At 71.2% G+C, this 11,672-nt stretch carries 12 protein-coding genes; 6 read left to right on the top strand and 6 right to left on the bottom strand.

What is annotated here, in order from left to right; translation table 11 throughout:
• Positions 1-257: 257 nt before the first annotated feature.
• Positions 258-1,526, top strand: a complete 1,269-nt coding sequence (locus GGR24_RS08110; RefSeq protein WP_183394839.1) for an NAD(P)/FAD-dependent oxidoreductase — start codon at positions 258-260, stop codon at positions 1,524-1,526.
• 254 nt (positions 1,527-1,780) lie between these two features.
• Here the strand turns inward: GGR24_RS08110 and GGR24_RS08105 are convergent, their stop codons facing one another.
• Both GGR24_RS08105 and GGR24_RS08100 read right to left on the bottom strand, forming a co-directional pair.
• Entirely contained in the window at positions 1,781-4,390 is a 2,610-nt protein-coding gene (locus GGR24_RS08105; protein ID WP_183394838.1) for an ABC transporter permease, read from the bottom strand.
• 14 nt (positions 4,391-4,404) lie between these two features.
• Positions 4,405-5,085, bottom strand: coding sequence for an ABC transporter ATP-binding protein (locus GGR24_RS08100; RefSeq protein ID WP_183394837.1), 681 nt, complete (start codon positions 5,083-5,085; stop codon positions 4,405-4,407).
• A 130-nt stretch (positions 5,086-5,215) separates the two neighbouring features.
• Here GGR24_RS08100 and GGR24_RS08095 point away from each other — a divergent pair, with 130 nt between their 5' ends.
• From GGR24_RS08095 to thpR, 3 genes are read left to right on the top strand one after another with little or no spacing between them, the layout of a single operon-like run.
• Positions 5,216-5,812 carry an arylesterase gene (locus GGR24_RS08095; RefSeq protein WP_183394836.1) on the top strand — a complete coding sequence of 199 codons (597 nt, stop codon included), beginning with the start codon at positions 5,216-5,218 and terminating at the stop codon, positions 5,810-5,812.
• Between the two features lie 9 nt (positions 5,813-5,821).
• Positions 5,822-6,874 (top strand): aldo/keto reductase, encoded by a 1,053-nt coding sequence (locus GGR24_RS08090; protein ID WP_183394835.1) that lies wholly within the window; start codon positions 5,822-5,824, stop codon positions 6,872-6,874.
• Between the two features lie 39 nt (positions 6,875-6,913).
• A complete protein-coding gene (gene thpR / locus GGR24_RS08085) occupies positions 6,914-7,447 on the top strand; it encodes an RNA 2',3'-cyclic phosphodiesterase (protein WP_183394834.1) in 534 nt (177 codons plus the stop codon).
• A gap of 4 nt (positions 7,448-7,451) precedes the next feature.
• Here the strand turns inward: thpR and GGR24_RS08080 are convergent, their stop codons facing one another.
• On the bottom strand, positions 7,452-8,180 hold the full coding sequence (locus GGR24_RS08080; RefSeq protein WP_183394833.1) for a sulfotransferase family protein: 729 nt from the start codon (positions 8,178-8,180) through the stop codon (positions 7,452-7,454).
• Positions 8,181-8,299: 119 nt separating this feature from the next.
• Here GGR24_RS08080 and leuD point away from each other — a divergent pair, with 119 nt between their 5' ends.
• Together leuD and GGR24_RS08070 are read left to right on the top strand one after the other, a co-directional pair.
• A complete protein-coding gene (gene leuD, locus GGR24_RS08075; RefSeq protein ID WP_183394832.1) occupies positions 8,300-8,905 on the top strand; it encodes a 3-isopropylmalate dehydratase small subunit in 606 nt (201 codons plus the stop codon).
• A 101-nt stretch (positions 8,906-9,006) separates the two neighbouring features.
• Positions 9,007-9,390 (top strand): RidA family protein, encoded by a 384-nt coding sequence (locus tag GGR24_RS08070; protein WP_183394831.1) that lies wholly within the window; start codon positions 9,007-9,009, stop codon positions 9,388-9,390.
• Here the strand turns inward: GGR24_RS08070 and GGR24_RS08065 are convergent.
• The 3 genes from GGR24_RS08065 to GGR24_RS08055 all read right to left on the bottom strand — a co-directional run bounded on the left by GGR24_RS08065 (position 9,380) and on the right by GGR24_RS08055 (position 11,622).
• Positions 9,380-9,754 carry a DUF2794 domain-containing protein gene (locus GGR24_RS08065; RefSeq protein WP_183394830.1) on the bottom strand — a complete coding sequence of 125 codons (375 nt, stop codon included), beginning with the start codon at positions 9,752-9,754 and terminating at the stop codon, positions 9,380-9,382. The two genes, GGR24_RS08070 and GGR24_RS08065, sit on opposite strands and share 11 nt — an antisense overlap.
• 78 nt (positions 9,755-9,832) lie before the next feature.
• Entirely contained in the window at positions 9,833-10,837 is a 1,005-nt protein-coding gene (locus tag GGR24_RS08060) for an alpha/beta fold hydrolase (RefSeq protein ID WP_183394829.1), read from the bottom strand.
• Positions 10,834-11,622, bottom strand: a complete 789-nt coding sequence (locus GGR24_RS08055; RefSeq protein ID WP_183394828.1) for a DUF1223 domain-containing protein — start codon at positions 11,620-11,622, stop codon at positions 10,834-10,836. The genes GGR24_RS08060 and GGR24_RS08055 overlap by 4 nt, the downstream gene beginning before the upstream one ends.
• Positions 11,623-11,672 lie beyond the last annotated feature (50 nt).

Genomic DNA, 11,672 nt, shown 5'->3' with positions numbered 1-11,672 from the left:
CCTTCTGCGAAGCCCTGTGCGGCGCCTGCGCGGTCGGGCCCACACATGGGGGAACCCGCCCGTGAATGCAATCGGGCCCCGGCGTCCGACGAAGCGCGGAGCGCGGCGCCGCTGGCGCCGGCCTTCAGCCGCCCTTAATGAAGACCGGTCAGTTTTGCAGTTCCGCCCGGCGTCCCCGAGGGGCGCCGCCGTCATGACCAGAGTCCTATATACAGCCGCCGTCACGGGGCGGCTTTTCCTTGAAAGGAGCAGACAGGATGGACGTCGCAGAGCCGAGGCGGCCCAGAGTGGTGATCGTCGGGGCCGGCTTCGGCGGGCTCACAGTCGCGACGAAGCTCGCCAAGGCAGATGTCGACGTCACGGTTCTGGACCGCCACAACTACCACTGCTTCCAGCCGCTGCTCTACCAGGTCGCCACCGCGGAGCTGTCGCCCGCCGACATCGCCTGGCCGATCCGCCACGTGCTGCGGCGGCAGAAGAACGTGCGCGTGCTGCTCGGCACGGTCGACAGCATCGACCTCGAGAACAGACAGGTCGTCGCCGACACGGTCACGCTGCCCTATGACGAGCTGGTGCTCGCGACCGGGGTGACGCACTCCTATTTCGGCAATGACGAGTGGGAGAAGTGGGCGCCCGGCCTCAAGCGCGTCGAGGACGCGACCATCATCCGCCGTCGGCTGCTGATCGCCTTCGAGCGCGCCGAACTCTCGGACGATCCGGCCGAACGCGAGCGGCTGCTGACCTTCGCGATCGTGGGCGCGGGCCCCACCGGCGTCGAGCTCGCGGGCTCGATCATCGAGGTCGCCCGGCACGTGATGCCGAACGAGTTCCGCCACATCGACCCGCGGACCGCCCGCGTCATCCTGATCGAGGCCGGGCCGCGCGTGCTGCCGGCGTTCCCGGAGAACCTCTCCGCCTACACCCGCGAGTCGCTGGAGCGCATGGGGGTCGAGGTGATGACCAGCACCCGGGTGACGAACTGCGACGAGACCGGCGTCGACCTCGAGGGCGGCCGTCTCGAGGCCGCGACGGTGATCTGGGCCGCGGGCGTCGTCGCCTCGGAAGCCGGCCGCTGGATCGGGGCGCAGTGCGACAACGCGGGCCGGGTGATCGTCAACAAGGACCTCAGCGTGCCCGGCCGCCAGGAAGTGTTCGTCATCGGCGACACCGCGTCGGTCAAGCGCGAGGACGGCAGCCCGGTGCCGGGCGTCGCGCCCGCCGCGAAGCAGATGGGGGCCTATGTGGCGGACGTGATCGCGTCGCGCGCCCGCGGGGCGGTGCCGCCGCCGCCCTTCAAGTACCGCCACCAGGGCGACATCGCCACGATCGGGCGCCGCTCGGCCGTGCTGAAGCTCGGCTACATGAACCTGACCGGCCTGATCGCCTGGCTGTTCTGGTGCGTGGCGCACATCTACTTCCTGATCGGCGCCCGCAACCGGATCGCGGTGGCGTTCAAGTGGGTGTGGGACTTCGCCACCTTCCAGCGCGGCGCCCGGCTCATCACCGATCAGCGCGACCAGATCTGAGGCCTGGTCGGTCCGGCATTCACGCAAACGCGACGAGGCGGGAACGCTGTCCTATCCTGCGCGTTGACTCGCCGGACATGGAGGCGAGTGATGCTCAAGGGTGGACTTCTCTGGCTGATCGGCATTCCGCTGCCGATCATCATCGTGCTCTGGCTGCTCGGCTTCCTGCACTGAGCTGAGCGCGGAACCTCAGGAAAGGGCGTCTGCGGCCGAGGCCGCAGGCGCCCTTCCTCTTTGGCGGCCGTGGCCGGCCGTCACATGTTCCGCAGATGGCGGGCCGGCTTCTCGCCCAGGATGCGCCACGTGCCGGCGAGGCCGAGCACGATCGTGAGGGCGAGCGCGCCGAGCGCCGCAAGGCCCGCGCCGAGCGGGTCGAACGCGAAGTCGATCCCCATCACGCCCTCGGTCACGCCCCAGGCGGCGAGCGACCCGACCGCCAGGCCGAAGGCGGCCGTGATCAGCCCCAGGAACGCGTACTCGGCCGCGAAGGCCGAGAGCAGCCGTTTCCGCGTCGCGCCGAGCGTCTTCAGGATCACCGCCTCGTAGACCCGCCGCCGATGGCCGGCCGCGAGCGCCCCGGCCAGCACCAGCACGCTGGCTGCGAGCGTCACGCCGCTCGCGGCGCGGATCGCGAGCGCAAGGTTGCCGATGACCTCGGACAGCGAGCTGAGCGCGTCCTTGACCCGGATGGCGGTGATCGAGGGGAAGGCGCCGGTGGCCTCGCGCAGCAGCGCGAACTCCTGCGCGTCGCTCCCGCCGCCGGGGAACGAGACCGTGGCGAGGTTCATGTAGGGCGCGCCCGCGAAGGCGTTCGGCGAGAACACCATGAAGAAATTGATGCCGAGCGTCTCCCAGGCGATCTTCCGGAAGTTCGCCACCTTGGCCGTGATGGCGCGGCCGAGCACGTTCACGGCGATCTCGTCGCCGATCTTCAGTCCGAGCGCCTTGCCGAGCTTCTCGTCGAACGAGACCAGCGGCTCGCCCGCATAGTCCGCCGGCCACCATTCGCCCTCGACCACGCTCGAGCCCTTCGGGACGTCGGCCGCGAAGGTCACGCCGCGGTCGCCGCGCAGCGCCCAGCGATATTCCGGATCGACCTTCAGCTCCTCCGCCGGCGTTCCCTTGATGGACGCGAACGAGCCGCGCAGCATCGGTACGCTCTCCATCGTGGCGCCCGGGGCGTCCTGGCGGATCAGCTGGGCGAACCGGTCGCGGTCGCCCGAGGGGATGTCGAGGAAGAAGAAGGACGGCGCGCGCGCCGGCAGCTCGTTGGCGATCTGGCGGCGGATCGAGGCGTCGATCAGGGTCAGCGTGACGAGCAGCACCAGGCCGAGGCCGAGCGACAGCACCACGGAGGGCGTCAGCGCGCCCGGCCGGTGGATGTTGGCGAGCGCGAGCTTGAGTTCGATGCGCCTCGGCCGAGGCAGGCGCGCCGCGCCCCACATGATGCCCCAGGCGACGAGCCGCAGCGCCACGAAGGCCGCGATCGCGGCGGCGACGAAGATCAGCGCGATGCGGCGGTCATAGGCGGCGAACACCGCGAGCGCCGCGAGCCCCGCCGCGAACGCCGCGGTGGCGGCCATATAGGCCGGCCGCGGCAGGCGCCGTTCGGGCGCGACATGCTCGCGGAACAGCGCGGCCACCGGAACGTCATGGGCGCGGCCGAGCGGCCAGACCGCGAAGGCGAGCGTCGTGAGCGTCCCATAGGCGAAGGCGAGCGCGAGCTCGCGCGGGTAAAGCGACGGCGCGAGCGGCAGCGGCACGATCTCCCTGAGCGCCGCGACCGCCCCGAACGGCAGGGCGGCGCCGACCGCCAGCCCGAGCGCGGTGCCGAGCGCGCCGAGCGCCGCCACCTCGGCGAGATGAATCAGGAACACCGTCCGTCCCGAGGCGCCGACGCTCTTCAGGATCGCGATCGTGGCGCGCTTGCGCTCCACGAAGCTCGACACCGCGTTGGCGACGCCGACGCCCCCGACCACGAGGGCCGCGAGCCCGACGATCGTCAGGAACTCCGTGAAGCGCCCCACATTGCGTTCGAGCTGCGGGGCGGCGTTGAGTCGCGAGCGCGCCTCGAAGCCCGTGTCCGGCGCCTCGCGCTCGACCGCGGTCACGAGATCACGGACGGCCTGGTCGCCGCGCGCGCCGTCCGGCAGCGCGACCCGGTAGGTCCAGCGCACGAGACTGCCGGGCTGGATCAGCCCGGAGGCGCGCAGCGCGGCCTCGCCGATCACCACGCGCGGTCCGAAGCCGACCCCGCCGGACAGCCGGTCGGGTTCGCTTGTCAGCCGGGTCCGCACCTCGAAATCGGCCGAGCCGATCGCGAAGCGGTCGCCGGGCTTGAGCTCGAGCCGGGCGAGCAGCGCGGGGTCGACCGCCGCGCCCCAGACGCCGTCGCGCTCCGCCAGCGCGTCGCCGAGCGGAACGACCGGATCGAGCCCCGCCGCGCCGACCAGCGGCCAGCCGCCGTCGACGGCCTTGAGCTCGACCAGCGCCGCGTCCCCGGAGGGCGCGCGCGCCATCGCGCGCAGCGTGGCGATCGAGGAGACGCGGCCCTTCGACTCCAGCAGCGCGCGCTCGTCCGCCGAGGCCTCGCGGTGGACCAACGCGAACGCCGCGTCGCCGCCCAGAATGGCGCGGCCTTCCCGCGAAAGCCCCTCGGTCAGGCTGCGCGCCAGCGACCCCACGCTCGCGATGGCGGCGACCCCCAGGGCGAGACACAGCAGGAAGACCGCAAAGCCGCGGACGCCGCCGCGCAGCTCGCGGGCGGCGAGCCGCAGCACGACGGGCAGCGGCGGGCGGTGCGGACCCGGCCTGGAGCGCGCGGCCGAAGCCTCGCCGGCGGAGGATGCGTGGGTGGACGCCAAGACCGGAACGCTCCTCAGGCCGCCTGCGCTTCAGGCTCGATCCGGCCCGACCGGAGCCGGACCATCCGGCCGCAGCGGCTTGCGAGGTTCGGGTCATGGGTCACGACCACGAGGGTCGCGCCGCGTTCGGCGGTCTTGGCGAACAGCAGCTCCGCCACCTGGCGGCCGGTCGCCTCGTCGAGATTTCCGGTCGGCTCGTCGGCGACCACGATCGCGGGCTTCGGCGCGAGCGCCCGGGCGAGCGCCACGCGTTGCTGCTCGCCGCCGGACAGCTCGGCCGGACGATGCTGGAGCCGCTCCGCGAGGCCCACCGAGGCGAGCTCGGCGCGCGCCCGCTCGAACGCGTCGCCCACGCCGGCGAGCTCCAGCGGCGTCGCGACGTTCTCGAGCGCCGTCATGGTCGGGATGAGGTGGAAGGACTGGAACACGACTCCTATGTTCCGGCCTCGGAATTGCGCCAGCCCGTCCTCGTCCAGCCGCGACAGATCCTGATCCAGAACCCGCACCACGCCGGAATCGGGCCGCTCGAGCCCCGCCAGCGTCATCAGCAGCGTCGATTTGCCGGAGCCCGAGGGGCCGACCAGCCCTACGGTCTCGCCGGCGGCGACCGTGAGACTTACGTCTTTCAGGATGTGCACGCGCGCAGCGCCTTGGCCGAGCGCCAGATTGACGCCTTGGAGATCGATCGCCGCCATGAAGCTCTTCGTCTCTGAGGGGAGCGGGCCGGAAGCTCGGCCGGACCCCGCATATATTGATCGCGCGGCCGAGCGCCACCCGTCGCGCCGCGTCGTAATCGCCGGAGCCCTGGCGTCTCTCGCAACAGTGATGACGCCGCGCTGGGCCCGCGCGGCCCCGCCGCTGAAGATCGTGGCGCTCGGCGACAGCCTCACGGCGGGCTTCGGGCTGCCCCCGCAGGACGGTTTCGTGCCCCGGCTGCAGGCGGCGCTCAGGGCGGCGGGGCGGTCGGTCACGATCACCAACGCCGGCGTGTCGGGCGACACCGCGACCGGCGGCGCCGAGCGCGTCGACTGGTCGGTGCCCGACGGGACCGACGGCGTGATCGTCGAACTCGGGGCGAACGACATGCTGCGCGGGGTCGATCCGAAGGTCACGCGCGCCGCGCTCGCCCGCATCCTCGACCGGCTGGCGCAGCGCCGCATCCCGGCGATGCTGGTCGGCATGCGCGCGCTTCCCAATCTGGGCGAGGACTACGCCAGGCGGTTCGAGGCGGTCTACGCCGATCTCGCCCGCGAGCGCGGCCTGATCTTCTATCCGTTCTTCCTTGAAGGGGTCGCGGGGGACCGCAGTCTCAATCAGGGCGACGGCGTGCATCCCAACGCCAAGGGCGTGGCCGCCATGGTGCGCGCCATCACGCCGGCCGTCGAACGCTTCCTCGACCAGATTTCCGCCAACCGCGCCTGAGGATCCCGCATGGAACGACGCCGGCTCGGCCGCACCGGGCTCGAGGTCAGCCTCTGCTGCCTCGGAACCATGACCTTCGGCGAACAGAACACCGAGGCCGAGGGCCACGCGCAGCTCGATCGCGCGCGCGCCGCCGGCGTCAACTTCCTCGACGCCGCCGAGCTCTACCCGATCCCGCCGAAGCCCGAGACGCAGGGCCGCACGGAGGAGATCATCGGCACGTGGCTGAAGTCCCGCGGCGGCCGCGCGGAGACGATCGTGGCCACCAAGGCCGCAGGGCGCACCACCGCGATGGAGTGGCTGCGCGATCCGCCCGGTCCGGCGGAGCTCTCGCGCGCGCAGCTCCGCGAGGCGGTGGAGGGCAGCCTCCGGCGGCTGCAGACCGACTATATCGACCTCTATCAGCTGCACTGGCCCGACCGGCCGATCAGCCAGTTCGGCGCCAATCCGACGATCTACCGGCGGCCCGAGCCGGCGCTGGAGCATTCGATCCGCGAGACCCTCGAGGCGCTGTGCGAACTGCAGCGGGAGGGCAAGATCCGCCATGTCGGGCTCTCGAACGAAAGCGCCTGGGGGGTGATGCGCTTCCTCGCCGAGTCCCAGGCCTGGGATCTGCCGCGCGTCGCCTCCATCCAGAACGCCTACAACCTGCTCAACCGCACCTTCGAGTGCGGCCTCGCCGAGATCGCTCTGCGGGAGGATGTCGGCCTGCTCGCCTATTCGCCGCTGGCGCAGGGCTATCTGACCGGAAAGTACCGCGACGGCGCGCGGCCGGCCGGCGCCCGCAAGACGCTGTTCAACCGGCTGCAGCGCTACGAGACGCCCGGCGCGGAGGCCGCGATCTCGGCCTATGTCGATCTAGCTGGGGAGATCGGGCTTTCGCCCGCCCATCTCGCCTTGAAGTTCGCCGCCACCCGTCCTTTCGTGACGTCTGTGATCATCGGGGCGACGAACCTCGAGCAGCTCGAGCACGACCTCGCGGCCTTCGACGCGCCGTGGAGCACGGAGACTGAGGAGCGGGTGGACGCGATCCATCTGCTGCGGACCAATCCCTGCCCCTGAGCGGCGCCGCCGCCGGGGGAGGGCGGCAGGGAGGCCAGCGTGCCGCGGTTGTTCACCGCTCTCGAAGTGCCGGACGACGTCGGCGCGGCCTTGTCGAGCTATCGCGGCGGCCTGTCGGGCGCGCGCTGGCTCGACGTCGAGAACTACCACGTCACGCTGCGCTTCCTCGGCGACGTCGATGAGGACACGGCGCAGGAGGCCGCCTATCTGCTGGGGCAGGTCCGCCGGGCGCCGTTCGCGGTCACGCTCGAGGGCCTCGACGCCTTCGGCGGTTCGCGTCCGCGCGCGCTGATCGCCCGGGTGGCGCCGTCCCCGGCGATCGTGGATCTGCAGGCCGAGCACGAGCGGCTGATGCGCCGGGCGGGGCTGCCGGCCGAGCGACGCAAGTTCACGCCGCACGTCACGCTGGCGCGGCTGCGGGACAGCTCCTCGCGCGCCGTCGCGGACTATCTCGGCCTCAGGGGCGGGCCGCCCGGCCTGTCGTTCCGGGCCGAGCGCTTCGTGCTGTACTCGTCGCGCGACTCGGTCGGGGGCGGCCCCTATGTGGTCGAGGCCGCCTACCCGCTGCGGTGAGCGCTCAGGACGCCTTGCGGATCAGCCGGCGCACGATGCCGGTGCCGGCGGCCTTCGGGCGCTCCGGCGTCTCCACCGCCTGCGCGGCCGCCACGCGGTCGATCATCAGGCGAAGCCCTTCGGCGTAGAGGTTGATGTCCTCGCGGTTCAGGGCGTGCAGCTTGGCGATCTCGCGCGGCGTGACGTCGACGCGCTCGTTGATCGCGTTGTAGCGGCGGTTGAGCTGCGGGGCGTCTGCGCCGAACAGCAGCGCGAGCCCGAGCTCGAACCGCTCGGTGATGCCGACGAAGGCGAAGTCCTTGAGCTCCACTCCGCTCAGGAAGGTGGAATGGATGTTGCGGATCCTGTTCTTGCGGGCGAAGCCCGTCAGCGGCAGAGTCCCGGCCTTGATCTCCTTGTCGAAGGCCCACTTGGTCGGGCGCTCCTTGATGAAGGAGTAGTGCGAGATCACCCGCTCGACCGGATCGCGCAGCCAGGTCCAAAGCTGCCGGCGCGGATCGACGATCGCGGATTCGACCAGGCTGAGATGGTAGTGCCCGTGCAGAACCTCGACGCCGGCGTCGGCGAGCGCCGGCAGGCGGGAGGCGAGCTCCGCGCGCGGCACGCGCAGCAGCGGATGCGTCGCGGGATCGTTCGCGCCGTAGAACAGCGCGAGCCGGTCGCCGTAGAGTTCCTTGAGCGCGTTCCGGAAGCTGGTGCCGGCGGTTTTCGGGATGTGGATCGAGAAAATCATTCGGCGGGAGGTCTCCGGACCGGGAACTGCGTGACTGTCGCGCCTGCGATGCGAGGGCGCCGATGGGGTTGACCGCCGTTTCGGGCGGGAGCATGACACGGGCCTCAGGAGCCAGAGAAATGCAGAAGTTCGATACCCTGACCGGCGTCGCCGCGCCCCTGCCGATGATCAACATCGACACGGACATGATCATCCCTAAGCAATACCTGAAGACGATCAAGCGGACCGGCCTCGGCAAGGGACTCTTCTCGGAGCTGCGCTACAACGCGGACGGCAGCGAGAACCCGGACTTCGTCCTGAACAAGCCCGCCTACCGGGACGCCCAGATCCTCGTCGCCGGGGACAATTTCGGCTGCGGGTCTTCGCGCGAACACGCGCCCTGGGCGTTGCTCGACAAGGGCATCCGCTGCGTGATCTCGACCTCCTTCGCGGACATTTTCTACAACAACTGCTTCAAGAACGGCATCCTGCCGATCGTGGTCTCGCCCGAGGACCACGCCAAGCTGATGGACGACGCCGAGCGTGGCGCGAACGCCCGCCTCACCGTCGACCTCGAGGCGCAGGAGATCCGCGGCCCCGACGGCGGCGTCGTCCGGTTCGACATCGACCCGTTCCGCAAGCGCTGCCTCCTCGAGGGCCTCGACGACATCGGCCTGACCATGCAGAAGGCCGATCGCATCTCCGGCTTCGAGGCCAAGCTGGCCGCCGAGCGGCCCTGGGCCTGACCCGGACGGCCCGCCGGGGCCGATCCTCCGACTCCTGACGCCCATGGCCGCCTCGCTTGGCGCGGCCACGCCACATCTTCGCGTCCATCCGAGACAGCTCCATGACACGTCGCCTGATCTCCACCGGTTCGCCTTTCGAGAAGACGGCCGGCTACAGCCGCGCCGTGGTCGACGGGGACCTCGTCTTCGTCTCGGGGACGACCGGCTATGACTACGCCACCATGTCGATGCCGGAGGACGTCGAGGCGCAGGCCCGCAACGCCTTCGCGACGATCGCCAAGGCGCTCGCCGAGGCCGGCGCCTCCTTCGAGGACGTGGTGCAGACGCGCTATTACCTGGTCGAGCCGTCGGACGCCGAGGCGCTGTTCCGGGTCACGGGCGAGATCTTCGGAGAGATCCGGCCGGCCAACACGCTGATCGTGTGCCGCCTGCTGAAGCCCGAGATGAAGATCGAGATCGAGGTGACGGCCCGCCTCAGGAGCTGACGAGCCGCAGCGACCCGCGGTCGATGGCGGCGAGCACGCGCTTCAGCTCCGGGCCCCGTTTCAGGATCAGCCCGGTGGTCGCGACCACCGCGTACTCGCCCTGCTTGCGCGCGAGCCGCGGCGTCTTCTCGATCCGGTACAGCGCGAGCTCGCCGGCGCGCCGGAACACCGAGAAGACCGCCCGGTCCTTGAGGAAGTCGATGGCGTAGTCGCGCCATTCGCCGGCCGAGACCATGCGGCCGTAGAGATTGAGAATCTCGTTGAGTTCCTGCCGGTTGAACGTGACCTGGCTGGACGAGACTTCCGGTGCCGCCGCCGAAGACGCGTGACGCGGGATCAGCCGTATAGGCTCCGGATCGATCATTGAGCCTCCCGGGGACTCGCCCCGCTCACGATGCCATGATCGCGGAGCCGGCGGACCGACGCAAGCCGCGCCTCGCCGTCACTGCGCGAGCGCCTTGAGGAGCGCCGCCTCGAAGGTCTCCGGGTCCTCGATCTGCGGCGCGTGGCCGAGGCCGGGGAACTCCACGAGCTTCGCGCCCGGGATCGAGGCCGCGGCGCGGCGGCCGAGCGCCGGATAATCGCCGAGGCGCTTCGCGACCTCGGGCGCCGCACGGTTGGCGCCGGGCGCGGTGCGGTCGTCCTGGCCGATCATCAGCGTGGTCGGAACGGCGATCCGCGGGAACTCGTAGACCACGGGCTGGGCATAGATCATCTCGGAGGTCCGGGCGCCGATCCAGGCGATCCGGTCGCGGCCGGGCCCGGCATACATGCCGGCGTTCATCTCGACCCAGCGGTCGTAGGCGGGCTTCCACTCGCCCCCGTAATAGAACTTGGTCTGGTACGCCTTGACGGTGTCGAAGCTGGTCTTCAGCTCGTTCGCGTGGAGGGCGTCGATCGTGGCGTAGGGCACGCCCTCGGCCTTCCAGTCCTCGAGGCCCAGCGGGTTGACCATAACGAGGCGCTCGGTCGCCTCCGGGTAGGACAGCGCGTAGCGCGCCGCCAGCATGCCGCCCATCGAATGGCCGAGGATCGCGGCCTTCCGGACGCCGAGGCTTTCGAGCAGCGCATGCGTGTTCGCCGCGAGCTGCGCGAAGCTGAACTGGTAGCCCTCGGGCTTGGAGGATTTGCAGAAGCCGATCTGGTCGACCGCGATCGTCCGGTAGCCCGCCCCGGTCAGCGCCCTGATCACGCCCTCATAGGTCGCCGCGCAGAAGTTCTTGCCGTGGAGCAGGACCACCGTCCGGCCGTTCGGACGCGCGGGCGCGACGTCAATATAGGCCATGGCGAGGCGCTGCCCCTGCGACACGAGCTCGAAGCGCCGCACCTCGTGCGGGTAGTCGAAGCCTTCGAGCTCGGGCCCGTAGGAAGGATGGTCGGCCGCCAGGGCCGCGGCCGGGAGAAGGATCGCGCCGAGCAGCGCGGCGATGAGGCGGCGCGTCCTCAATAGGGCTCGCGCGCCAGCCGGGCCGCGGTCGTGGTCACGTCCAGCACCGCGATCTCGGTCTCCGCTGCGCCCAGGATGGGCCCGGGCTGGCCGCCGGTGCCGGACTGGACCAGCACCGCCAGACCGTCGGCGCCTGCGCTCAGGACCTCTTCGGCCGGCGCCGCGAACCGGGCGTCCGCGCCGTCCCAGGCGCCGAGCCGCGTCATGTGCCGCACCACATTGACGTAGGTGGCGGTGCGGCCGGCGTTCTCGCCGCGCCCGATCTGGACCTCGCGGGCGCGCTCGAAGGAGAAGGCCCAGACCTCGGCGTGCGGATGGGCGAGCGGCTGGCGCGGCGCCGAGACCGCGACTTCCACGCGGCCGTCGCGGACCTTCAGGCTCACCGGCAAAGCGAGCCCGCCGGCCGCGTCGGCCCGCGAGATCGCCCCCATGACGGCCGCGCCGTCGCCCCCGACGGTCGCCTCGCCGCCGTTCACGACGATCTGCGGCGTGTAGACCTTGCGGTCGCCGCGGGCGAGCGCATAGGCGCGCTGCCTCGCCGTGTTGGCCGGGCTCGCGAGCGTGTCCTTCCAGCCGAGATAGTCCCAGTAGTCGACCGGGAGGGTCAGCACGAGGGTCCGGCCGTCATGCGCGAGCTCGCCCGCCAGCCGGTCGGCCGGCGGACAGGAGGAGCACCCCTGGCTGGTGAAGAGCTCGACGACGCCCCGGGGCGCCTGGTCGCCGGCCGTCGCGCCGCCCGCCCATGTCAGGCATCCAGCGAGGAGAGCGGCGAGGGCGATGCGCATAAGGTTCCGGCCGGTTGAATGAACCAGAGGCAGTTATGGGTACGGGCGTC

The sequence above is a fragment of the Hansschlegelia beijingensis genome, from assembly GCF_014196425.1.
GTDB classification, from domain to species: Bacteria; Pseudomonadota; Alphaproteobacteria; order Rhizobiales; family Methylopilaceae; genus Methylopila; species Methylopila beijingensis.
The sequence above is the reverse complement of the archived record's forward strand: the minus strand, read 5'-3'. Positions and strand labels throughout refer to the sequence as shown.

Excerpts from the sequence above, each read along its gene's own strand:
- GGR24_RS08090 (WP_183394835.1), top strand. The coding sequence starts at position 5,822 with ATGGAACGACGCCGGCTCGGCCGCACCGGGCTCGAGGTCAGCCTCTGC.
- GGR24_RS08080 (WP_183394833.1), bottom strand. The coding sequence starts at position 8,180 with ATGATTTTCTCGATCCACATCCCGAAAACCGCCGGCACCAGCTTCCGG.
- GGR24_RS08100 (WP_183394837.1), bottom strand. The coding sequence starts at position 5,085 with ATGGCGGCGATCGATCTCCAAGGCGTCAATCTGGCGCTCGGCCAAGGC.
- leuD (WP_183394832.1), top strand. The coding sequence starts at position 8,300 with ATGCAGAAGTTCGATACCCTGACCGGCGTCGCCGCGCCCCTGCCGATG.
- GGR24_RS08065 (WP_183394830.1), bottom strand. The coding sequence starts at position 9,754 with ATGATCGATCCGGAGCCTATACGGCTGATCCCGCGTCACGCGTCTTCG.
- GGR24_RS08095 (WP_183394836.1), top strand. The coding sequence starts at position 5,216 with ATGACGCCGCGCTGGGCCCGCGCGGCCCCGCCGCTGAAGATCGTGGCG.
- GGR24_RS08070 (WP_183394831.1), top strand. The coding sequence starts at position 9,007 with ATGACACGTCGCCTGATCTCCACCGGTTCGCCTTTCGAGAAGACGGCC.
- GGR24_RS08055 (WP_183394828.1), bottom strand. The coding sequence starts at position 11,622 with ATGCGCATCGCCCTCGCCGCTCTCCTCGCTGGATGCCTGACATGGGCG.
- GGR24_RS08110 (WP_183394839.1), top strand. The coding sequence starts at position 258 with ATGGACGTCGCAGAGCCGAGGCGGCCCAGAGTGGTGATCGTCGGGGCC.